Origin of the sequence: Actinocrinis sp., assembly GCF_035938995.1 — a bacterium.
Classification (GTDB): domain Bacteria; phylum Actinomycetota; class Actinomycetes; order Streptomycetales; family Catenulisporaceae; genus DASZGI01.
This window is the reverse complement of the sequence record NZ_DASZGI010000100.1, coordinates 35,738-59,409: the sequence shown is the minus strand read 5'-3', so window position 1 is coordinate 59,409 and position 23,672 is coordinate 35,738. Positions and strand designations below refer to the sequence as shown.

Below are 23,672 nucleotides of genomic sequence, written 5' to 3'. Positions count from 1 at the left end.
CGTCCCCCCGCGTCCGCGGCTCGTTCCGCACCCCCGCTGAGGGAGCCACCACCGTACCGACGTTCCCTTTGGAAGGGGATGCACTGTGAGCGAGCTGAGCCAGGCGGCGCAGAACCTCAACTGGCTGATCACTAATTTCGTCGACCGGGTACCGGGGGTGGCGCACACGGTCGTGGTCTCGGCTGACGGCCTGCTGCTCGCGGTCTCCAACGGATTCCCCCGGGATCGGGCCGACCAGCTGGCCGCGGTCGCCTCGGGTCTGTCCAGCCTCACCCAGGGCGCGGCCCGGATCTTCGAGGGCGGCGCGGTCACCCAGACCGTCGTGGAGATGGTCCGCGGCTTCCTGTTCGTGATGGCGATCAGCGATGGTTCGGTGCTGGCCGTGCTCGCGTCCTCGGACTGCGACATGGGACTCATCGGCTACGAGATGGCGTTGCTCGTTGAGCGGGCGGGCGACGTCCTCACTCCGGCTTTGCGTGCCGAACTGCAGAACGCGCTGCCCCGGTAGTCTGCGGCCGGGCCCCGCACCGCGAAGGGGCCCACCGCCCGCCACCGCCCGGCCGGCGGCGCACGAGAATCCGCGTGAAGGACGGTTTCATTGAGTTCAGGACACGATTCGTCACCGCTCGTGCGCCCGTACGCCATGACCGGCGGCCGGACCCGGGCGCGCTACCAACTGGCCATCGAGGCGCTGGTGTCGACCACGCCGCGCGGCCGGACCTCGGGCTTCGGTCTGATGCCCGAACACCAGCGGATCTGCGACCTGTGCGTCGAGGTCAAGTCGCTCGCGGAGATCGCCGCGCTCATGCGGATGCCGCTCGGCGTGGCCCGCGTGATGGTCGGCGACATGGCTGAGGCCGGCCTCATCGCGGTCCACCAGTCGAACACCACCGAGGGCAAGCCGGACCTCGCGCTTCTGGAAAGGGTGCTCATTGGACTTCGCAACCTCTAGCCCGCCCGAGCGGACCGCGGGGCCGACGACTTCTGTCAAGATCGTCGTCGCCGGGGGCTTCGGGGTGGGGAAGACCACGTTCGTCGGCGCGGTCTCGGAGATCAATCCGCTGACGACTGAGGCGGTCATGACCGCCGCCAGCGACGGCATCGACGACCTGTCGAAGGTGCCGGACAAGACCACCACCACGGTGGCTATGGACTTCGGCCGGGTCTCGCTCGACCGCGAGCTGATCCTGTATCTGTTCGGCACCCCCGGACAGAACCGGTTCTGGTTCATGTGGGACGACCTGACCCGCGGCGCCATCGGCGCGGTGGTGCTGGTGGACACCCGGCGGCTGGCCGACTGCTTCGCGGCGATCGACTACTTCGAGGACGCCGGTCTGCCGTACATAGTGGCGCTGAACTGTTTCGACGGTCATCTGAGTCACAACGTGGAGGACGTGCGCGAAGCGTTGTCGATACCCGGCGACGTGCCGATCGTCACCTGCGACGCCCGTTCGCGGGAGTCGACGAAGCTCACCCTGATCCGGCTGGTCGAGCACGCGATGAGCCGGTTCGCCGCAATGCGTTAAGCCCCGGGCGCGGTGTTAGGCGGGCGCCTCGGACCCGGTCCGGGTTTCGGGGCGGCTGTCGCCCGCGCGGGAGGGAAGGAGCCTTGCGCTTCGCACCTGCCGCGCGGATTTGGCTCCGCCGCCCGGGGCCGTTTTGCGCCCGGAATCCGCGATCAGCCCGGCGTCCGCAATCATGCGTTCGGACGCATTAGCCCCCGCCCGGATGGCGTCGGGCCGCCGCTTGTGGTGTGTTCGATGTATGTCCTCCGCGCGAACTGACCCGGTGATGGTGCCCGGGGAAGAGACCCACTTCGGATACGTGGTCTTCATCGCCGCAGCGGCAGCGATGGGCGGCTTCCTCTTCGGCTATGACAGTGCCGTGATCAACGGCGCGGTGACCGGGATCCAGAAGCACTTCGCGGTCGGCTCCAGCCAGACCGGGTTCGCGGTCGCGGCGGCGCTGCTCGGTTCGGCGGCGGGCGCCTGGATGGCCGGGCAGCTGGCCGACCGGATCGGCCGGGTCAAGGTCATGGTGTTGGCCGCGATCCTGTTCGTGGTCAGCGGAATCGGGGCGGGTCTGCCCTTCAATATCTGGGATCTGGCCTTCTGGCGGGTGATCGGCGGTCTCGGCATCGGCATCGCGTCCGTGATCGCGCCGGCGTACATCGCGGAGGTCGCGCCGCCCGCGTACCGCGGCCGGCTCGGCTCGCTCCAGCAGATGGCGATCGTGCTCGGGATCTTCATCTCCCAGCTGGTGAACTACGGCCTGGCACAGGCGGCCGGGGGCCGCAGCGAGAACCATCTCTGGGGTCTGAACGCCTGGCAGTGGATGCTGCTGGCCGAGGTCGTCCCGGCGCTCGTCTACGGCAGCCTCGCGCTGACGGTGCCCGAGTCGCCGCGGTTCCTGATCGCCACGGACCAGGACCAGCGCGCCCGCGAAGTGCTGCTGAAGGTCGAGGGGGAGCAGGACGTCGACGCCCGCATCGCCGAGATCCGGGCCGTGCTGGCGGCCGACCACCGGCCGGGCTTCCGCGACCTGCTCGGGCCGTCCGGCCGGGTGCTCGCGGTGGTCTGGGTCGGCATCGGGCTGTCGGTCTTCCAGCAGTTCGTCGGCATCAACGTGATCTTCTACTACTCCTCGCTGCTGTGGCAGTCGGTGGGGATCAACGAGGCCAGCTCGCTGCTGATCTCGGTGTCGACCTCGCTGGTCAACATCGTCGGCACGGTGGTGGCGATCCTGGTCATCGACCGGGTCGGCCGCAAACCCCTGGCGCTGATCGGCTCGGCCGGCATGGCGATCTCGCTGGGCCTGGCGGCGTGGGCGTTCTCATACGCGAGCGGCAGCGGCAGCACCGCGCACATCCCGAAGGCCGAGGGCACCACGGCGATCGTCGCCGCCCACGTCTACGTGTTCTTCTTCGCGATGTCGTGGGGCGTGGTGGTCTGGGTCATGCTCGGCGAGATGTTCCCGAACAAGATCCGGGCGCTGGCGCTGTCCGTCGCGGCCTCGGCGCAGTGGCTGGCCAACTTCACGATCACCCAGAGCTTCCCGTCGATGTCGCGCTGGTCGCTCAGCGGCAGCTACGTCATCTACGCCTGCTTCGCCGCGGCCTCGATCCCCTTCGTCGTCTTCGCGGTCCGAGAGACCAAGGGGAAAGCCTTGGAGCAGATGGGATAACAACGATCCTGACCAGGTGGAAGAACCGGTCTCGGGTCAGACCCCGGTCAGAGCTCTGTCAGATCTCGCCGGTCGCCCGGATCACCATCACGGCCATGTCGTCGGTCAGCGGGGCGTCGCCGAACTCCTCGACGGCGCGCTGAACCCGCGCCGCCACGCCGGCCGCGGACAGCGAGCGGCAATCGGCCAGGACCGCCGCCAGACCCTCGGCCTCCAGCATCTCGCCGCCGGCGCGCCGCCGCTCGCTCGCGCCGTCGGTGAACGCCAGCAACGTCTCGCCGGGGGTGAGCGCCAGCGACTCCACGTGGAAGCCGGGATCGCCCTCGATCACGCCGAGCAGCGGCTGGCTGGACGCGCCGATGACGACCGTGCCGTCCGTCCGCAGGACCAGGGGCGGCGGGTGGCCCGCGCATACCAGGGCCAGAGCCAGCGAACCATCTGGACGCGGCTCAGCCTCGGCGTACAGGAGCGTCAGGAACCTGCCGCGCTCGCCCTCGTCGAGGATCGCCCGGTTCAGCCGGCTGAGCACGGCGGGCGGGCGCAGTCCTTCGCGGGCCAACAGGCGCAACGCGGTGCGGGCCAGGCCGGTGACGGCGGCGGCCTGGGCGCCGGTGCCGCACACGTCGCCGATCGCCAGGCCCCAGCAGCCCGGGCGGATCTCGAACACGTCGTAGAAGTCGCCGCCGACCAGCGTGTCCTGACTCAGGTGGGCCGGGGTCAGGGCGCTGCCCGCCGGATGGTAGACCACTGCGATATCCGCCCCTGCCACCTCGGGGACGACCGGCGGCAGCAGCGAGGATTGCAGGGCGTGCGCGGTCTCTCGGCGCCCCGCGTACGCGAGCGCGGAGTCGTAGGTCACCGCGACCCGGCGGCCCAGATCCCAGGCCAGCTCGGCGGTGTCGTGCGGGAACCGGCCGTCGGGCGCGGCCGCGAGTGTCAGGGTGCCGAGTTGGCGGCCGCGCGCCTGGAGCGGCACGACCAGAAGCTCGCCGGGGCGCAGCACTTCCGTGTCGCCGGACAGCTTCGGCCACACCCCGGCGACCGACTCGGTGGTCGGCGGCCCGGATTCGAGCACCGCCTTCTCCAGCCGGTCGTGCAGGTCCTCGTCCGCGTGCCAGACGAGCGCCAGCACCGGGCGCCCGGCCTCGTCCAGCCGGTGCACCGCGCACCAGCGGGCCAGCGATGGCACGACGAGCTGCGCGGCCAGGGCGAGCGTGCGGTCCGGGTCCAGCGATCCGGCCAGCAGTTCGCCCGCTTCGGCCAGGAACGACAGGGCGCCGCGGCGGGCCCGGCCCGCCTCGGCCAACCGGGCCGACTCGACGAGCGCTGCGATCCGGTCCGCGTCCTCGCCGAGGCGCACCGCGTCCTGCTCGGTGAACCGGTCCGGTTCGCGTGCGACGACGGCGATCAGCCCGCTGGGCCTTAGGGATCCGGCCACGCCTGGTGTCGAAGACAAGGGCGCGGTCACCATCGACCGCAGGCCCGCTGCGGCGAGCGCGCCGATCAGCGCGGTGCCGTGTTCAGAGGGCCCAGCCAGGTCCGGGTAGACGGCGGGCAGGCCGGCCAGTCCGATCCGCCCGGCCGCGCTCGGCGCGGCGGTGACCCGGGGCAGCCCGGGCGGCAGTCCGGCCTCGGCGCGCAGCCGCAGCCCCGCGTCGAGGTCGCCGTCCTCGGCCAGCAGAATGAAGGCGCCGTCGGCGTCCAGCAGGGTCTTGATCTTCTCGGCGGTCAGCGCCAGGTAGTCGTCGAGGTCTTCCACGGCCGCGCGCTGCGGCGTCATCGGCTGGAACCGGATCGGCCCGGTGGGCGGGGGCTCCGGAACCGGCGGCGCGGACTTGGCGCCCTCGGGCAGCGGCAGCAGGAACCAGATCTGCTTGCGGGTGCGCGTGTACTGGACTCCCCATGCGGAGGCGATCTGCGCGGACAGATACAGTCCGCGACCGCTCTCCTGCTGGGCGAACTCCAGCGGCTCCGCGTCGTCGTCCAAGGGGATGCGCGGCGTGGGCACCGTGCGCCCCGGGTGCTGGTCCGCCACCTCGACCCGCACCGCGGTGCCGTGCCCGTTCTCGTCACGCACCAGCGCGCATGAAACCTCCGCGGCGGTGCCCGCGTGCACGACCGCGTTCGTCACCAGCTCGCTCGCGATCAACACCGCGTCATCCAGCACCGCCTGTGCGCCCCATCCGCGCACGGCATCACGGACGAACGCCCGTGCCGGACCGACGGCCGACGGATCGGGTCCGAACACGGCCGTCCGCAGATCCGCCACCGCGCCATCCGCTGTGCTGCCCACGCGTCGATCGTATCCGTCCAGCGCCGCTCGTGAAGCAACAGCGGGTATCCACTCCACGCCGGGGAGTGACGAGCGGGTCGCGGACCGCATTGCGTGAACTGTAGGTGAACCTTGCAGGGGCGCTCGCGGTGACCGGACCGTGTCAAAGGGTATGCGGAACAGGAGATTTCTTCCCTGTGCTCCTGATACGGTGCGAAACTGGCTGAGGTGTGGGCGGCCGGATGGCGCATGCGTGTATCGCGCCGGACTGGCGGACCGTCACAACCGAGGAGAGGTTCTTCTATGGTGCAGCGGTCGGACACGAAGGTGACCGAGCGGCCGGATGCTCCCAGCACGAGGCTCGAGATCGGCGAGCACACGATGGAGCTCGACGGGCTCGTCAGGATCCTGCGCGCGGTGCGGGACGGCGATCTGAGGCTGCGCCTCGAGGTGATTCCAGGGTCCGCGCTGGCCGAGGCCACGGCGCTGTTCAACGAGATCGTGGAGCGGCAGCAGCTGCTGGCCGCCGAGCTGGAGCGGGTTTCGGTCTCGGTGGGCCGCGACGGCAAGCTCGCCGAGCGGTTGAGCCCGATGGCCGGGCGCGGCGCGTGGGCCCAGACCGTCGGCTCGGTCAACCAGATGCTCGACGGGCTCCTCGGCCCGATCGCGGACGTGGACCGGGTCATCGAGGCGCTGGCGTCCGGCGAGCTGCGCGAGGCGGCCGAACACCCCGTGGACCTCGCCCCTGAAGGCCGCACCCTGCGCGGCGACGTACTGCGCAAGGCCCGCGCGGTCAACCGCCTCACCGCCCAGCTCGACACCGTGCACGCGGCGATCGCCTGGCTGGCCGCGACGGTCGGCGGCGAGATCGACGCCTCCGGCGAGCAGCCGTCCGAGTCCCCGTTCCGGCCGGACCGGATGCCGGGCGAATGGAACGAGCTGCTGGGCACGGTGGAGCGGTCCTGGAACCGGCTGAGCGGACAGTTCCAGGAGATCCTGCGGGTGACCTCCGCGGTGGCCGCCGGCGACCTGTCCCGCAAGGTCGAGGGGCCCGCCTCGGGCGCCATGGAGAACCTCAAGCAGACCATCAACGACATGGTCGACCAGCTCTCGGACTTCTCCTCGGAAGTGATCCGCGTCACCCGGGAGCTCGGCACCGAGGGGCGGCTCGGCGGACAGGCCAACGTGCCCGGCGCGGCCGGGATCTGGCGCGACCTGACCGCATCGGTCAACTCCATGGCCTCGAACCTCACTGCTCAGGTCCGCGACATAGCCGGGGTGACGACCGGGGTCGCCCGGGGCGACCTCGGCCAGAAGATCACCGTCGAGGTCGCCGGCGAGATGCTCGAGCTGAAGGAGACCATCAACGACATGGTCGTCCGGCTCGGCGCCTTCGCGGACGAGGTCACCCGAGTCGCACGCGAGGTGGGTACCGAAGGCCAGCTCGGCGGCCAGGCCAACGTCCCGGGCGTCGCGGGGACCTGGAAGGACCTGACCGACAACGTCAACTTCATGGCGAACAACCTGACCAACCAGGTGCGCAACATCGCGCAGGTGACCACCGCCGTGGCGCAGGGCGACCTGTCCGAGAAGATCGAGGTGGACGCGCGCGGCGAGGTGCTCGAGCTGAAGAACACCATCAACGCGATGGTGGACCAGCTCTCAGCGTTCGCCGACGAGGTCACCCGAGTCGCACGTGAGGTGGGTACCGAAGGTCAGCTCGGCGGTCAGGCGAAGGTGCCCGGCGTGGCCGGGACCTGGAAGGACCTGACCGACTCGGTGAACCTGATGGCGAACAACCTGACCACCCAGGTCCGCAACATCGCCCAGGTCACCACGGCCGTCGCCCGCGGTCACCTCTCGCAGAAGATCACCGTCGACGCGCGCGGCGAGATCCTCCAGCTCAAGGAGACCATCAACACGATGGTCGACCAGCTCTCCGCCTTCGCGGACGAGGTGACCCGAGTCGCCCGCGAGGTGGGTACGGAAGGCCAGCTCGGCGGCCAGGCCCGAGTACGCGGCGTCGCGGGCATCTGGAAGGACCTGACCGACAACGTCAACGTCATGGCGAACAACCTGACCACCCAGGTGCGTGAAATCGCACAGGTGGCCTCGGCGGTGGCGCGCGGCGACCTGTCCGAGAAGATCGAGGTGGACGCGCGCGGCGAGGTGCTCGAGCTGAAGAACACCATCAACCGCATGGTGGACCAGCTTTCGGTCTTCGCCGCGGAGGTCACCCGTATCGCCCGCGAGGTCGGCACCGAGGGCCAGCTGGGCGGCCAGGCACAGGTCACCGGCGTCGCCGGCACCTGGAAGGACCTGACCGACAACGTCAACGTCATGGCGAACAGCCTCACCAGCCAGGTCCGCAACATCGCCCAGGTGACCACTGCGGTCGCCCGAGGCGACCTGACCAAGAAGATCGACGTCGACGCCCGCGGCGAGATCCTGGAGCTGAAGACCACGATCAACACGATGGTCGACAAGCTGTCCATCTTCGCCCGCGAGGTGACCCGAGTCGCCCGCGAGGTGGGCAACGAGGGCAAGCTGGGCGGCCAGGCGACGGTGGACGGCGTCTCGGGCACCTGGCAGCGGCTGACCGAGTCGGTGAACCAGCTGGCCGGGAACCTGACCACCCAGGTGCGCGCGATCGCCGAGGTGGCCACCGCGGTGACCAGGGGCAACCTGACCCAGCAGATCGACGTCGACGCGTCCGGGGAGGTGGCCGAGCTCAAGGACAACATCAACCAGATGATCGCGAACCTGCGCGAGACCACCCGGCGCAACCAGGACCAGGACTGGCTCAAGGGCAACCTCGCCCGCATCAGCGGCCTGATGCAGGGCAAGCGGGACCTGATGGCGGTGGCGCAGCTGATCATGGCCGAGCTGACGCCGGTCGTGAAGGCCCAGCAGGGCGCGTTCTACCTGCGCGAGGGCGACTCGCTGCGGATGCTGGCCGGGTACGGGCTGCTGACCGAGCGCCAGGAGGGCGACGGCATCGTGCCGAAGCGGGCCAGCGCCGCGAAGACCGCGGTCCGCTTCCAGATCGGCGAGGGACTGGTCGGCCAGGCCGCGGCGCAGCGTTCGCCGATCCTGATCGAGCAGGTCCCGGCCGGATACCTGCCGATCTCCACCGGCCTGGGTGGCGCTTCCCCCGCCGCGCTGATCGTGCTTCCCGTGTTGTTCGAGTCGCAGCCGCTGGCCGTGATCGAACTGGCCTCGTTCGAGAGGTTCACCGAGGTCCAACGGGCGTTCCTGGACCAGATCGTGGAGTCCATCGGCGTCACGGTGAACACCATCATGGCCAACAGCGTCACCGAGGACCTGCTCACCAAGTCGCAGCAGCTGACCGCGCAGCTCGAGGAGCGCTCGGAGGAGCTTCAGAGCCAGCAGGAGGAACTGCGGCGCTCCAACGCGGAACTCGAGGACAAGGCGGCGCTGCTGGCCCGGCAGAACAAGGACATCGAGGTCAAGAACTTCGAGATCGAACAGGCCAGGCAGGCCCTTGAGGAGCGCGCCGACCAGCTGGCGCTGGCCTCGAAGTACAAGTCCGAGTTCCTCGCCAACATGTCGCACGAGCTGCGCACCCCGCTCAACAGCCTGCTGATTCTCGCCCGGCTGCTGGCGGACAACAACGACGGCAACCTGAGCGGGAAGCAGATCGAGTTCGCCGAGACCATCCACTCGGCGGGATCCGACCTGCTCGGCCTGATCAGCGACATCCTGGACCTGTCCAAGATCGAGGCGGGCCGGATGGACGTGCAGGCCGCCCCGATAGCCGTCAGCACCCTGGTCGAGTACGTGGAGGCCACCTTCCGCCCGCTCACCGTGGAGAAGGGCCTGGACTTCACCATCCGGCTCGATCCGCGGGTGCCGGCCGAGCTGCACACCGACGAGCAGCGGCTCCAGCAGATCCTGCGCAACCTGCTGTCCAACGCGGTGAAGTTCACCGAGTCCGGCTCGGTGGAGCTGCGGGTGAGCGTCGAGCAGAGCGTCCGGCTCGGCGGGGGCTCGGCCGGCGACGCCGGGCCCGGCCAGCCGATCCTGCTCAACCGGTCGGTCGCGTTCACCGTCGCGGACTCCGGCATCGGTATCGCCGAGGAGAAGCTGCGCATCATCTTCGAGGCCTTCCAGCAGGCCGACGGCACGATCAGCCGCAAGCACGGCGGCACGGGCCTGGGCCTGTCGATCAGCCGGGAGATCGCGCACCTGCTCGGCGGCGGCATCACGGTCAGCTCCACCCTCGGCCGCGGCTCGGTCTTCTCGCTCTACCTCCCGCTCGAGCAGGTGCCGGAGCAGTCGCGGACGACCGCCGCACCGCGGGTGCCCGAGCAGCGCGGCGTGCTCGACGCGCACACCATGGAGAAGGCGCTGGCGGCCACGGCGGCGGCGGAGCAGGGCAAGAACGACGGCCGGTTCCTCGCCCCGCGCCGGGACGTCGCGGAGTCCGGGGAGGGCCGGTTCACCGGCCGGTTCTCCGGCGAGACCGTGCTCATCGTGGACGACGACGTGCGCAACGTGTTCGCGCTCACCAGCGTGCTGGAGCAGCGCGGACTCTCGGTGCGCTACGCGGAGAACGGACGCGAGGGCATCGATCTGCTGGAGCGGGCCCAGCACATCGACCTGGTCCTGATGGACATCATGATGCCCGAGATGGACGGATACGCCACGATGCGGGCGATCCGGCGGATGGACCGCTTCGCCGACCTGCCGATCATCGCGCTGACCGCGAAGGCCATGCAGGGCGACCGGGAGAAGGCGCTCGACGCCGGGGCCTCGGAATACGTGACCAAACCGGTCGACATAGACGAGCTGCTCAATCTGATCAGGAGCTGGCTCAATGCCGAGGAGGACGGCCGACCGGTACGGTAGGGCGATCGCAGACACGACAAAGGCGGCCGGGGCAAGTCCGGCCGCCGCGACGGAAGGCGACGGAACGCGTGGCAGACCGGGCGAAGATCCTTCTGGTCGACGACCGGCCGGAGAACCTGGTGGCCCTCGAGGCGGTTCTCGGCGCGCTCGACCAGACCCTGGTGCGCGCCAATTCCGGCGAGGAGGCACTCAAGGCGCTGCTCACCGACGATTTCGCGGTGATACTGCTGGACGTGCAGATGCCGGGGCTCGACGGGTTCGAGACGGCCGCGCACATCAAGCGGCGGGAGCGCACGAAGGACATTCCGATCATCTTCCTGACCGCCGTGTCCAACGGCCCGCACCACACCTTCCGCGGCTACGCGGCGGGCGCGGTGGACTACCTGGCCAAGCCGTTCGACCCGTGGATCCTGCGGGCGAAGGTCTCGGTGTTCGTGGAGCTGCATCGCAAGAACCTGCTGCTGAAGGAGCAGTCGGCGCTGCTGGCCGGCCGGCTCGCGGAGGGGCCGGGCGCGGGCGAGGCGGCCAAGGACACCGGGCCGCAGCTGGTCGCCGAGCTGTCCGCGCGGCTCGCGGCGGTCGAGGAGCACACCCGCGCGCTGGAGAAGCTGGCCGCCGACTCGAACCGGGACGCCGTGCCGCGCGAGGAACTGGCGGCGACCGTGGACGTGCTCGCGACCAGGCTTGCCCGGCTGCGCTCGGCGATCGACGCATTGGCCTGATGAAACTTTCACCGTCGTAGAACCCGGACACACTGCTTTCGAACACACCGGCTTTGAGAGCACTGGCTTTAAGAACACCGCGGCACCCGCGTCGGCGCGTCGCGGGCCGGTGATCGTGATCATCCGCTAATCTCTGGATCATGGCGCCCTCTGCCCAGACTCGACGCGGTGCGGGGGTGAAGGACGCCTCGACGAAGAACTCTGCGACGCAGCGGGCGGCCGCGCGCAACGCCGCGAACCGGGCCCCGGCGAAGAAGCAGCCCGCGCGCGGCCGGGGCGGCAACAGCGCCCGCAACCGGCGGCAGAACCCGTCGAGGCCGGTCACCAAGGGACCGTTCGAGCTCTTCTTCGACGGGATCTTCGCGCTCATCTCGGTGCTGTGGATGGGGATCGGCCGCGGCATAGGGCACCTCGTGCGCCGCCCCAGAACAGCGGACGGGGAAGGGGAGCCCGTCCTGCATCCCGACCACCGTCGCGACGGCATCGGCCTGGCGCTGCTGGCCGCCGCGCTCATCCTCGGTGCCGCCGTGTGGCACCAGCTGCCCGGAAAGGTCGGCACGGCGCTGGTCACCGTTGTCACCGGCAGCCTCGGCGTGCTGGACAAACTCGTGCCGCTGGTGCTCGTCGGGCTGGCGATCAGGGTCATGCGACACCCGCGGGAGACCACGCGAGACGCCGGGCGGATCGCGATCGGCCTGACCGCGCTGACCCTCGGTGTCGCAGGGATCGTGCACATCGGGCGCGGAGCGCCGACGCCGTCGATGGGTCCGCTGGCGATGCGGCACGGCGCCGGTTGGGTCGGTTACCTGGTCTCGGCCCCGATCTCCGCCGTGCTCACCCAATGGCTCGCCGTCCCGCTGCTCCTCCTGGTGATCCTTTTCGGGCTGCTGGTCACCACCGCGACCCCGGTCTACCGGATTCCGGAGCGGCTGCGCGCCGCCCGGGCCAAGGCCGACGCGCTGCTCTACCGCGCCTTCCACGGCACCGCGCCGCCCGACCTGATGCCGCCGGTCGACGAGGATGATCCGACGGATCTGCGCCCTGCGACGGCGTCCCGCCGACGCACGCCCAAGACCGACCTGTCCGACGGCCTGCCGCTGGGCGACCCGATCCCGGACGTCGAGCCGTTCGCGGGCGAGCCGGAGCCCACCGTCGTCCTCCCGCTGCCCCCGCAGCAGCGCAGGCCGCGGGCCGGCGCCAAGGACCGCGACGCGCCCTCCGCCGACCCGATCCCGGCCGCGCCGCGGGTCGAGCAGCTGACCCTGTCCAGTGGCGCCGACTACCAGCTGCCTCCGCTCGACCTGCTCTCGAAGGGCACGCCGCTTCGAGTGAAGTCCAAGGCCAACGACATGGTGGTCGAGCAGCTGACCGGGGTCTTCGAGCAATTCGCGGTGGACGCGCAGGTCACCGGCTTCACCCGGGGCCCGACCGTGACCCGGTACGAGGTGGAGCTCGGCCAGGCGGTCAAGGTCGAGCGCATCACGGCTCTGTCGAAGAACATCGCCTATGCGGTGGCCTCGGCCGATGTGCGGATCCTGTCGCCGATCCCGGGCAAGTCCGCGATCGGCATCGAGATCCCGAACATGGACCGGGAGATGGTCTCGCTCGGCGACATCCTGCGCTCGCCGCACGCCGTCGCCGACCACCACCCGATGCTGGTCGGCCTCGGCAAGGACGTCGAGGGCCGCGACATCACCGCGAACCTGACCAAGATGCCGCACATCCTGGTCGCCGGGGCCACCGGCGCGGGCAAGTCCACCTGCATCAACACCCTCATCACCTCGATCCTGGCCCGGGCCACCCCGGACGAGGTGCGGCTGGTGCTGGTCGACCCGAAGCGGGTCGAGCTGACCTCGTACGAGGGCATCCCGCACCTGATCACCCCGATCATCACCTCGCCGAAGAAGGCGGCGGAGGCGCTGCAGTGGGTGGTGCGGGAGATGGACCTGCGCTACGACGACCTCGCCGCGTCCGGGTTCCGGCATGTCGACGACTTCAACAAGGCGGTGCGCGCCGGGAAGCTCAAGCCCCTGCTGGGCAGCGAGCGCGAGTACCGGCCCTACCCGTACCTGCTGGTGATCGTGGACGAGCTGGCCGACCTGATGATGGTCGCCCCGCGCGACGTCGAGGACTCGATCGTGCGCATCACCCAGCTCGCCCGCGCCGCCGGCATCCACCTGGTCCTGGCCACCCAGCGGCCCAGTGTCGACGTGGTCACCGGGCTGATCAAGGCGAACGTGCCCTCCCGGCTCTCCTTCGCCACCTCCTCGCTGGCCGACTCCCGGGTCATCCTGGACCAGACCGGGGCGGAGAAGCTGGTCGGCAAGGGCGACGCGCTCTTCCTGCCGATGGGCGCCTCGAAGCCGACCCGGCTCCAGGGCGCGTACCTGTCGGACAAAGAGATCGAGTCCATCGTCAAGCACTGCAAGGAGCAGCTGCAGCCCGAGTACCGTCCGGACGTCACCGAGTCCGCGGAGAAGAAGCGGGAGACCGACGAGGAGATCGGCGACGACCTCGAGCTGCTCCTGCAGGCCGCCGAGCTGGTCGTCTCCACCCAGTTCGGCTCGACCTCGATGCTCCAGCGCAAGCTGCGGGTCGGCTTCGCCAAGGCCGGCCGGCTGATGGACCTGCTCGAATCGCGCGGGGTGGTCGGGCCCTCGGAGGGCGCGAAGGCCCGCGACGTGCTGATCCGCCCGGACGACCTCGACGGGCTGCTCGAATCCCTGCGCGGCGAGTCGTAAAGCACGGCGTCCTGACCCACTCTCCCGGCCCACCGTCCTGACCCACTCTCCTGGCCCAGCCCGGCGGTCCGTGCGGGCACTGGTCACCACGAACGTGTGTATTCGGTGACCGTCTCGTCCCCTTGCGCGTTAGGCCCGGCGAGCGAAGCCCGTGGCCGATCGCGCCCGGCTCGGGTCGCGACCGCCCGGGGCGGGGCCGTGCGAGGCGGACCGCGCCGCACCGGTGCGGCGGATAAATCCGAAGAGCGGCCAATCGGGCGAATGCTGCCTAGGTGAGGGGAGTGTCGCGGTCCCGCCGGGCATGAGCAGTCGCGGAGGCGCACGAGAGCGGACGAGAGGCGGGATCCAAAGTGGCGCAGGAACTTGACGGGCGGCAGCACGGCGAGGCGCACCGGAGGATCGGGGAGAAGCTGCTGAGCGCCCGTCTGACCGCCGGGCTGACCGCCCGGCAGGTGAGCGAGGCCACCAGGATCACCGTGGAGGTGCTGCACCGGGTCGAGGCCGGGCAGTTCGACGCGTGCGGCGGGGACATCTACGCCCGCGGGCACATCAGAAGCTACGCACGCGCGGTGGGCCTGGACCCCGAGCCGCTGTTGGCCGAGTACGGCGAGATCCACCTGCCTCCGCTCACGAAGCGTGACCTGCGCAAGCCGCGCGTAGTGCCGCAGCCGCCGAACGAGGCGGTGCCGGGCGCACCGCGCGGCGGGCAGAACGCGGTGGCCAAGCGGGCACGCTCCGTGCTGCCGACGATCGTGCCCGGCGCGGTGCCGTCCCTGGTGCCGATGGCCGGCGCGACCCCGCCGCCGGGCGTGCCCCGGCTCAAGCACGAGCGGCGCGGCGACTTCACGGACGCGGACGCCGGCTCCGCGGCGGCGATCGTGGACAGCGGGCGGGGCGGGCCTGCTCTCAACGAACGGCCGGCGGCCTTCCTGGGCGGGGCGAAGGGCGCCGTGCGGACCGGCCCGAACTGGTCGATCGCGCTGCTCGGCGCGCTCGCCGCGGTGGGCCTCGTGGCGGCGGTGCAGCTGTGGCCGGACGGATCCGGCGGTGCGGCCCGCGCGACGGCCTCGAACGGCGCAGCCGCGGCCGCTCAGGCCCACCCCAAGCCGTCGCCGGCGCCTTCCACGGCCGCTGTGGCGCCGCAGCCGTCGCCGAGCCCGACCACCCAGGTGGACGTGCGGGTGACCGCGCGCAGCGCCGCGAGCTGGCTCGGCATCACGAACTCCGCGGGCAAGCAGCTCTACTGGAACATCCTCCAGCACGGGCAGGCGCAGGAGTTCACCGATCCGGCCAAGCTCGACGTGATCGTCGGGGACGCGGGCGCCGTCGATATCGTCGTGAACGGGCACAACCTGAACGCCCCAGGCTCGTCCGGAGAGGTCTTCCACGCCACGTACAAGGTGGAGACGGCGCAGTAGCCCACCGGCGACGCACCGAGGCCCCGTGGGCGCCAGATACCCTTGGAGACATGTCCAGCAGCCCGCCCGCGCCTGACGCGCGCACCGTCGCCTTAGTCACCCTCGGGTGCGCGCGCAATGACGTCGACTCCGAGGAGCTGGCGGGGCGCTTGGCCGCCGACGGCTGGGAGCTGGTCGAAGACGCCGCTCAGGCCGCCGTCGCCGTGGTCAACACCTGCGGGTTCGTGGACAGCGCCAAGAAGGACTCGATCGACACCCTGCTGGCCGCCGCCGACCTGAAGGGCAACGGCGTCACGAAAGCGGTCGTCGCGGTCGGGTGCCTGGCGGAGCGCTACGGAGTCCAGCTCGCCGACGAACTGCCGGAGGCCGACGCGGTGCTCGGCTTCGACGACTACCGGGAGATCGGCGACCGGCTGCGCACCATCCTCGGCGGCGGCCACGTCCCGGCGCACACCCCGGCCGACCGCCGCAGACTGCTGCCGCTCACTCCGGTCGAGCGCTCCGCGGCGGCCGTGGCCGTTCCCGGACACGAGACCGCGCCCATTCCCGCACCGGTCGCCGACCTGCCCGCGGGCGTCGCCCCCGCCTCCGGACCCCGCGTGCCGCGCCGCCGCCTCGCCGGCGGCCCGTCCGCGCCGCTGAAGCTGGCTTCCGGCTGCGACCGCCGGTGTGCCTTCTGCGCGATTCCGTCCTTCCGCGGCGCGTTCCTCTCCCGCCGCCCCACCGACATCCTCGCCGAGGCCCGGTGGCTGGCCGATCAGGGCGTCCGGGAGATCGTGCTGGTCAGCGAGAACTCCACGTCTTACGGCAAGGATCTGGGCGACTTGCGGCTCCTGGAGACGCTGCTGCCGGAGCTCGCCGCGATCGACGCCCTCGACTGGATCCGCGTCTCCTACCTCCAGCCCGCCGAGCTGCGGCCGAGCCTGATCGACGCGCTGGTGGACACCCCCAAGGTCGTCCCCTACTTCGACCTGTCCTTCCAGCACTCCGCGCCGGACCTGCTGCGCCGCATGCGCCGCTTCGGCGACACCGACCGGTTCCTCGGGCTGCTCGCCGCGATCCGGGAGCGGGTCCCGGCGGCCGGGGCGCGCTCGAACTTCATCGTCGGCTTCCCCGGCGAGACCGAGGACGACGTCAAGGAACTCGAGCGCTTCCTCACCGAGGCCCGCCTCGACGCGATCGGGGTCTTCGGCTACTCCGACGAGGACGGGACCGAAGCGGCCGGCTTCGACGGGAAGCTCGACCAGGACGTCATCGACGAGCGGGTCGCCCTGCTCACCGACCTGGCCGAGGAGCTCACCGCGCAGCGCGCCGCCGACCGCGTCGGCGAGACGGTGGATGTGCTGGTCGAGCAGATCGACGGGACCGAGGGCCTCGTCGAAGGGCGTGCGCCGCATCAGGGGCCGGAGACCGACGGCTCGATCCGGCTCGTCGGCGACGGCGCCCGGTCCCTCAGGGTCGGCGCGCTCGTGCGGGCCGTCGTGGTGGACAGCGACGGAGTCGACCTGATCGCGGCGCCCGCGTGACGGCCGGTCCCGCGTCGACTCCGCCGACGCATGTGCCCACGGCCGCGTCTGAGGGGGCGCCGGTGCCCGAGGCCCCAGCCGTTGGCCTTTGGAACATCGCGAACATCCTTACCGTCATCCGGCTGCTTCTGGTGCCGGTGTTCACGGTGCTGCTCCTGCACGACGCGGGGCACGACACCAGCTGGCGGCTCGCCGCGGCCGGCGTCTTCATGATCGCCTCCTTCACCGACCGGCTCGACGGCGAGCTGGCCCGCAAGCGCGGCCTGGTCACCGACTTCGGCAAGATCGCCGACCCGATCGCGGACAAGGCCCTGATGGGGGCGGCGCTGGTCGCGCTGAGCGTGCTCGGCCGGCTGTGGTGGTGGGTGACCATCGTCATCCTGGTGCGCGAGCTGGGTATCACTCTCCTGCGGTTCTGGGTGATCAAATACGGCGTGATCGCGGCCAGCCGCGGCGGCAAGCTCAAGACCCTCCTGCAGGCGGTGGCCATCTCCATCTCGGTGCTTCCGCTCGCCGCCGTGCCCGGTCTGGCCTGGCTCGGCTGGATCAGCACCGTGATCATGGGGGCGGCGCTGGTGGTCACGGTAGTGACCGGCGCCGACTACGTCGTGAAGGCGATTCAGCTGCGCCGCTCGGCGCGAACAGGGGCCGGGTCGACGACCGGCGCCCCGACCGAAGGCGCCTGATGACAACGGACGGCCCCGACTTCTCCGACGCCCATGAGCGGGATGAAGCGCCAGGCACTGAGGATGCTCTCGACGACCGCGATCCGGCCGAACTCGCCGCCGAGCTGATGCGCCGGGCCCGCTACGGCCGCCTGACCGTCGCGGTCGCCGAGTCCCTCACCGGCGGCCAGCTGGCCGCGGCCCTCACCTCCGTCCCCGGGGCGTCCTCCGTGTTCCGCGGCTCGGTCACCGCCTACGCCACCGACCTGAAGGCCTCGATCCTCGGCGTGGACGCCACCCTCCTGGCCGAACACGGGGCGGTCCATCCTGAGGTGGCCCGGCAGATGGCCGAGGGCGTACGGCGCCTCTGCGGCGCCGACGTGGGCGTCGCGACCACCGGTGTCGCCGGCCCCGAGCCGCAGGACGGCCGGCCGGTCGGCACCGTCTACACGGCCGTCGCGACCCCTGACGGAACAAGCTCGCGTCGGTGGTGGTTCACCGGTTCGCGAGCGCGAATTCAGCGTTCCTCTACCGCGGCGGCGTTGAATATGGCTGTAGGACGTCTCGAGATGTGGACCGGTAGTTAACGGCTCTACAAAAGTTTCCCTCGGCTCCGCATGAACCACCTGTGCGCGTGGCACGTCTTGGAGTAAGTACCCCCGGCCCAGAGCTCGGGAATAGCCGCAGGACGCGCGGCGGTTGCCTACGGTTGTACTGCGTAGTCGGGTTTCACCACCCCCGGTGAAGCCGGCAGCGCCAGCTGCCGAAAGCGGGTACGGTGGCGAAGAGACCTAACTCAGGGAGGGAGCGACGACATGATCCTTATCCGTCGCCTGCTCGGTGACGTGCTGCGGCGCAAGCGGCAGGACGAGGGGCGCACGCTGCGCCAGCTCGCGGCCGAAGCGCGGATCTCGCCCGGCTACCTCTCCGAGATCGAGAGGGGCCAGAAGGAGCCGTCCTCCGAGCTGCTTGCCGCCATCTGCGACGCCTTGAGCATCCGTCTGTCCGACCTGCTGCGCGAAGTCTCGATCGACCTTGAGGCCGCGGAGCTGGCGGCCGCGCTCGAGGCCGAGCGCGTCGGCGCCCCCGTGCCCGGCGCGCGGGTCGGTTCCGCCGCGGTCTCCAAGGCCGCCGCGCTGGCCAAGCCGGTCGCGCGGACCGCTGGACGCCCCGGCGCACGCCCGGCGCCCCGTCCGGTCACGCGCCGCGTTCCGCCGGTGGCCGCCTCCGCCGGGGTCACCGGCCAGGTCCCGGTCGTACCGGCCGCGATGATCACGCAGACAGTGCTCGAGGGGCCACGTCGGGTCGAGGGACCCGTAGTAACCCCGCTCGGAGCGCTCGGCCCGGTCGGCGGCACGCCGCTGACCGCCATCGGCATGAACGGCGACCCGGACAGGGTCCGCGCGTTTCCGCTGGTCAACATGGGCGACTTCGCGCTGCGCTGAGAACTGGTCGGGTACGCACTTGAGCGAAAACAGGAGCTGAAGAACACGGGGAAGATAAACGGTTCGTCCGCCTGCTTGAGGGCGTGCGACCATCGAGAGGTAGCGCCGCCCCCACTCTCCGTGCGGGCGGCTGGCACCTCTGAAGGGAAGACATGAAGGAATCGCACCGCCTCGTAACCGGTCACGGCACTGACGAGGAGGAGCGTTACCGCGTCGATCCCCGCTACGGAGCCGAAGACCTTTCCGCCGTCTACGACGGCGATCAACTCGACCTGGCCGACCGCCAATCGCTGCGTCGGGTCGCGGGCCTTTCCACCGAACTCGAAGACGTCACCGAGGTCGAGTACCGCAGGCTGCGGCTCGAGCGGGTCGTCCTGGTCGGCGTGTGGCACAGCGGGACCGCGGCGGACGCCGAGGCCTCGCTGCGCGAGCTGGCCGCGCTGGCCGAAACCGCGGGCTCACAAGTGCTCGACGGGGTCATCCAGCGGCGCGACCGGCCCGACCCGGCGACCTACATCGGCTCGGGCAAGGCCCGTGAGCTGCGCGACATCGTGGTCTCCAGCGGCGCCGACACCGTCATCTGCGACGGCGAGCTCACCCCGGCGCAGCTGATCCACCTGGAGGACGTGGTCAAGGTCAAGGTCGTCGACCGCACGGCCCTGATTCTGGACATCTTCGCCCAGCACGCCAAGTCCCGGGAGGGTAAGGCGCAGGTCGCCCTCGCGCAGATGCAGTACATGCTGCCCAGGCTGCGCGGCTGGGGCCAGTCGCTGTCCCGCCAGATGGGCGGCGGCGGCACGGGTGGTTCGGGGACAGGGGGCGGCGGCGGCATCGCCACCCGCGGTCCCGGTGAGACGAAGATCGAGCTGGACCGCCGGCGCATCCGGGAGAAGATGGCCAGGATGCGGCGGGAGCTCGCCGACATGGGCAAGGCCCGGGAGACGATGCGGCAGGAGCGGCGCCGCGGCGCGGTCCCGGCCGTGGCACTCGCCGGGTACACCAACGGCGGCAAGTCGTCGCTGCTCAACCGGATCACCGGAGCCGGAGTGCTGGTGGAGGACGCCCTGTTCGCCACCCTCGACCCGACCGTGCGCCGGGCGCAGACCTCCAGCGGCCGCGGCTTCACCATCGCCGACACCGTCGGATTCGTCCGGCACCTGCCCCACCAGCTGGTCGACGCGTTCCGCTCGACCCTGGAGGAGGTGGCGCAGGCCGATCTGATCCTGCACGTCGTGGACGCCTCGCACGAGGACCCCGAGGGGCAGATCGCGGCCGTGCGCGAGGTGCTCCAGGAGATCGGCGCCCACAAGGTGCCCGAGATCGTGGTGCTCAACAAGGCGGACGCGGCCGACGCGGAGACGATCGCCCGGCTGACCCGCCGCGAGCCGCACTGCGTGGTGGTCTCGGCGCGCACCGGCGAGGGGATCGACAAACTGCTCGCCGCGGTCGAGGAGGACCTGCCGCGCCCCGCGGTCGAGGTCGACGCCCTGGTGCCGTACGGCCGGGGCGACCTGATCGCCCGGGTGCACTCGTCCGGCGAGATGCTGAGCGAGACGCATCTGGAGTCGGGGACCAGGATCGTGGCCCGGGTCGACCCGGTTCTCGCCGCCGCGCTCGGGGAGTTCGCCGCCGCGTAACGACACGTCGAAGGGCGCGTCCGAGATCTCGGACGCGCCCTTTCGCCTCTGCTCAGCCGACCAACTACGCGCCTCTGCCCGCCCGGACCTCTGCTCCGCCTGTCCATTCTCCTCCCACCCCTCCCACCCCTCCCACCCCTCCCACCCCTCCCACTTTCACGCTAATACAATACCCTGATACTGGCGGCCGGTGTGTTCAGCCGACAACTCACTCTTGACGGTGACATGGGGTTGACGTACTGCCCGTGGCCGCGTGAGGCTTGCTTCCTAGCGATCTTCATTGCGAGACCGTCAGTGAGGGACAGACATGCGAAAGGTGCTCTTCGAGGCTCACCGGGGCGGCGGCTCGATCGCGAGCCGCCATCAGGCCCCTGTCGGCCCCGAAGAGCCGGACGAGTCGGGCAAGACCGCGATCCTGGCCCGGCAGGCGAAGCGCGAGTCCGCCGCCAGGACGTACGCGCGGCATCTCCCAATCGTCCCGGTGCGTGCCGAAGGCATGACGGTCTACGGCGCGGACGGGCGCGTCTACCTCGACTGCCTGGCGGGGGCGGGCACGCTCGCCCTCGGCCACAACCATCCCGTCGCGATCGGCGCGATCCGCCGTGTGCTGGACTCCGGCGCGCCCCTGCACGTGCTCGATCTCGCGACGCCGATCAAAGACGAGTTCACCGAGACCCTGCTCGGTGTCCTGCCGCGGGAGCTGGCGGCCGACGCCCGAATCCAGTTCTGCGGTCCGTCGGGCGCGGACGCCGTCGAGGCCGCGCTCAAACTCGCCCGCACGGCCACCGGCGAGACCGGCCTTATCGCGTTCACCGGCGCCTACCACGGGATGACGGCCGCCACGCTCGCCGCCTCAGGCGACACATCGGTTCGTATCGCCGCCCGCGTATCGGACGCCGGAGTCACGCGTCTGCCCTTCCCGCAGGATTACCGGTGCCCCTATGGCGTCGGCGGCGAGGGCGGAGTGCGCATCGCCACCGAGCGGTTGCGCCGCCTCCTCGCGGACCCTGGATCGGGCCTGACACCGCCCGCCGCGCTGCTCGTCGAACCGGTCCAGGGAGAGGGCGGCGTGATCCCGGCTCCGGACGACTGGCTGCGCGCCGTCCGGGAGATCACCCGCGCGCACCGCATCCCCCTGATCGCCGACGAGGTCCAGACCGGCCTGGGGCGCACCGGTGAGCTGTGGGGAGTGGACCACGCCGGGATCGCTCCGGACGTCATGGTCCTGTCGAAGGCGATCGGCGGCGGCCTGCCTTTGGCCGTGATCGTCTACCGCTCCAGCCTCGACCGGTGGACCGAGGGCGCCCACGCGGGCACCTTCCGCGGCCACCAGCTCGCCATGGCCGCCGGGACCACCACGATCAAATATGTCCGTGAGCACGACCTGGCCGCCCGCGCCCGCAAGGTCGGCGAGCGGCTCGAGCGGGCTCTGCGCGAGGCTGCGCGGCAGTATCCGGTCGTCGGCGACGTACGCGGGCGCGGCCTCATGCTCGGCCTCGAGGTGGTCTATCCCGACGCAGCTCCGGACCCGCTTGGCGCCCGCCCCGCCGCCCCCGGCCTCGCCCGCCGCCTTCGCGCCGCCGCGTTCGAGCGCGGCCTGCTGGTCGAACTCGGCGGCCACCACGGCGCCGTCCTGCGCCTGCTGCCCCCGCTGACCATCACCGACGCCGAGGCAGACCGGGTGATCGGGATCCTCACGGACGCGCTCGCGCAACTGAGCAGGGACCCACGCCCATGACGGACCCGACCGACGCCCCTGCGCCTCTTCCGGCGTCCTTCCCGACGCCGGAGCGACCTTTGCCGCCCGGCGGCCCCGCAGCGGTCGCAGAACGCGTACGCGCTGCCCTCGGCGCCGTGCTGCCCGAGCACGGCGCAGGTCCGGCCGCGCTCGACGCCCTCGCCGCCCTCGTCCGCGCCGAGACCGTCCAGCCGCGCCACCCGCACACCGCCGCGCACCTGCATGGCCCGGTCCTGGCGGCCTCCGCCGCCCTGGACGCCCTGATCGGCGAGCTGAACCCGTCGATGGACTCCTGGGACCAGTCCGCCGCGCCGAGCGTCATCGAGGAGGAGCTCGTCGCGGCGCTGGCCGGGCTGTGCTTCGGCGCGACGGCCTCGCACCCCGGCGGCACGGTGACCACCGGCGGCACCGAATCCAACCTCATGGCCCTGATGTTCGCCCGGTACGAGGCGATCCACCGGGCCTACGACACCGACCCGGCTGAGGAGGGCATCCCCAGCTACGCGGCCGGCCGGATCAAGATCCTCACCTCCGCCGTCGCGCACTTCTCGCTCGCCCGCGCGGCCGCGCTGCTCGGCATCGGCGAGCGCGCCGTCGTGCCCGTGCCCATCGGCCCGGACCACCGGATGGACCCGCAGGCCCTCGAGGAGACAGCGGCCCGTCTCGAGGCGGACAACCACCTGATCGCCGCCGTCGTCGGCACCGCCGGGACCACCGACGCCGGCGCGATCGACCCGCTCGCCGAGTGCGCCCGGATCGCCCACCGGCGCGGCGCCTGGTTCCACGTGGACGCCGCGTACGGCGGTGGCCTGCTGTTTTCCGACCGGCGCCGCCCGATGCTCGACGGGATCGAAGAGGCCGACTCGGTCAGCATCGACCTGCACAAGTTCGGCTGGCAGTCGATCCCCGCAGGGGTGCTGCTGGCCCGCGACCGCGCCGCGTTCGGCCCGCTGGCCCGCCGCGTGGCGTACCTGTCCGCCCTCGACGACGAGCGGGCCGGATACCCCAACCTGCTCGACCGCTCGGTGCGCACCACCCGCCGCGCCGACGCGGTCAAGATCGTCGCCACCTGCCAGGCCCTCGGCCGCGCCGGTCTGGCCGCCCTGATCGAGCACTGCTTCGCGCTGACCGCCCACACAGCCGCCGCGGTCCGCGCCCGCTCCGAGTTCGAACTCGCCGTCGAACCGGCCCTGACCACCGTGCTGTTCCGCTACCTACCCCGCTACGGCGACCCGGACCGGGTCAACGCGGCGCTGCGGCGCAGGCTGCTGGCCGAGGGCTCGGCGGTGATCGGGCGCACCGAACTGCCCGGACCGGACGGCAAACCGAACGGACCCGGCTCGCTGCGGCTGAAGCTCACCCTGCTCAACCCGCAGACCACACCCGAAGACCTCGACCGGCTGCTCGACCTGGTGGCAGCCGCCGGAGCCGCCGAAGACCTGCCCTCCTGACC

15 protein-coding genes and 1 pseudogene are annotated in these 23,672 nt (G+C 71.2%); 15 read left to right on the top strand and 1 reads right to left on the bottom strand.

All coding sequences use genetic code 11. The features are described from left to right. The first annotated feature begins 85 nt into the window (after positions 1 to 85). The 4 genes from VGZ32_RS06515 (at position 86) to VGZ32_RS06500 (ending at position 3,183) form a co-directional block, all read left to right on the top strand. Positions 86 to 508, top strand: coding sequence for a roadblock/LC7 domain-containing protein (locus tag VGZ32_RS06515; RefSeq protein WP_349263512.1), 423 nt, complete (start codon positions 86 to 88; stop codon positions 506 to 508). Between the two features lie 135 nt (positions 509 to 643). Next, a complete protein-coding gene (locus VGZ32_RS06510; protein ID WP_349263516.1) occupies positions 644 to 952 on the top strand; it encodes a DUF742 domain-containing protein in 309 nt (102 codons plus the stop codon). Next, positions 933 to 1,526 carry a GTP-binding protein gene (locus VGZ32_RS06505; RefSeq protein ID WP_349263511.1) on the top strand — a complete coding sequence of 198 codons (594 nt, stop codon included), beginning with the start codon at positions 933 to 935 and terminating at the stop codon, positions 1,524 to 1,526. Before VGZ32_RS06510 ends, VGZ32_RS06505 begins: the two co-directional genes overlap by 20 nt. A gap of 238 nt (positions 1,527 to 1,764) precedes the next feature. Further along, on the top strand, positions 1,765 to 3,183 hold the full coding sequence (locus VGZ32_RS06500; protein WP_326884931.1) for a sugar porter family MFS transporter: 1,419 nt from the start codon (positions 1,765 to 1,767) through the stop codon (positions 3,181 to 3,183). A gap of 58 nt (positions 3,184 to 3,241) precedes the next feature. On the opposite strand, the gene VGZ32_RS06495 is transcribed toward VGZ32_RS06500, so the two are convergent. Beyond that, positions 3,242 to 5,476, bottom strand: coding sequence for a SpoIIE family protein phosphatase (locus VGZ32_RS06495; RefSeq protein ID WP_326884930.1), 2,235 nt, complete (start codon positions 5,474 to 5,476; stop codon positions 3,242 to 3,244). Positions 5,477 to 5,758: 282 nt separating this feature from the next. Between VGZ32_RS06495 and VGZ32_RS06490 the strand changes: the two genes are divergently transcribed. The 11 genes and pseudogenes from VGZ32_RS06490 to VGZ32_RS06440 all read left to right on the top strand — a co-directional run bounded on the left by VGZ32_RS06490 (position 5,759) and on the right by VGZ32_RS06440 (position 23,670). After that, entirely contained in the window at positions 5,759 to 10,327 is a 4,569-nt protein-coding gene (locus VGZ32_RS06490) for a HAMP domain-containing protein (protein ID WP_326884929.1), read from the top strand. A gap of 68 nt (positions 10,328 to 10,395) precedes the next feature. Continuing rightward, positions 10,396 to 11,049: a response regulator gene (locus VGZ32_RS06485; protein WP_326884928.1), complete on the top strand. Its 654-nt coding sequence runs from the start codon at positions 10,396 to 10,398 to the stop codon at positions 11,047 to 11,049. 140 nt (positions 11,050 to 11,189) lie between these two features. Beyond that, positions 11,190 to 13,790: a DNA translocase FtsK gene (locus tag VGZ32_RS06480; protein ID WP_326884927.1), complete on the top strand. Its 2,601-nt coding sequence runs from the start codon at positions 11,190 to 11,192 to the stop codon at positions 13,788 to 13,790. 350 nt (positions 13,791 to 14,140) lie between these two features. Further along, positions 14,141 to 15,208: a helix-turn-helix domain-containing protein gene (locus VGZ32_RS06475; RefSeq protein ID WP_326884926.1), complete on the top strand. Its 1,068-nt coding sequence runs from the start codon at positions 14,141 to 14,143 to the stop codon at positions 15,206 to 15,208. A 50-nt stretch (positions 15,209 to 15,258) separates the two neighbouring features. Then, entirely contained in the window at positions 15,259 to 16,734 is a 1,476-nt protein-coding gene (rimO, locus tag VGZ32_RS06470; protein ID WP_326884925.1) for a 30S ribosomal protein S12 methylthiotransferase RimO, read from the top strand. Between the two features lie 62 nt (positions 16,735 to 16,796). Next, positions 16,797 to 17,420, top strand: a complete 624-nt coding sequence (gene pgsA / locus VGZ32_RS06465; RefSeq protein WP_326884924.1) for a CDP-diacylglycerol--glycerol-3-phosphate 3-phosphatidyltransferase — start codon at positions 16,797 to 16,799, stop codon at positions 17,418 to 17,420. Between the two features lie 107 nt (positions 17,421 to 17,527). Further along, positions 17,528 to 17,986, top strand: coding sequence for a CinA family protein (locus tag VGZ32_RS06460; protein ID WP_414642497.1), 459 nt, complete (start codon positions 17,528 to 17,530; stop codon positions 17,984 to 17,986). Between the two features lie 228 nt (positions 17,987 to 18,214). Then, positions 18,215 to 18,490: pseudogene (locus VGZ32_RS28615) on the top strand (helix-turn-helix domain-containing protein); the annotation flags it as partial. A gap of 506 nt (positions 18,491 to 18,996) precedes the next feature. Then, positions 18,997 to 20,481: a GTPase HflX gene (gene hflX, locus VGZ32_RS06450; RefSeq protein ID WP_326884921.1), complete on the top strand. Its 1,485-nt coding sequence runs from the start codon at positions 18,997 to 18,999 to the stop codon at positions 20,479 to 20,481. A gap of 307 nt (positions 20,482 to 20,788) precedes the next feature. Next, positions 20,789 to 22,219 carry a diaminobutyrate--2-oxoglutarate transaminase family protein gene (locus VGZ32_RS06445; RefSeq protein ID WP_326884920.1) on the top strand — a complete coding sequence of 477 codons (1,431 nt, stop codon included), beginning with the start codon at positions 20,789 to 20,791 and terminating at the stop codon, positions 22,217 to 22,219. Beyond that, positions 22,216 to 23,670: a pyridoxal phosphate-dependent decarboxylase family protein gene (locus VGZ32_RS06440; protein ID WP_326884919.1), complete on the top strand. Its 1,455-nt coding sequence runs from the start codon at positions 22,216 to 22,218 to the stop codon at positions 23,668 to 23,670. The genes VGZ32_RS06445 and VGZ32_RS06440 overlap by 4 nt, the downstream gene beginning before the upstream one ends. Positions 23,671 to 23,672 lie beyond the last annotated feature (2 nt).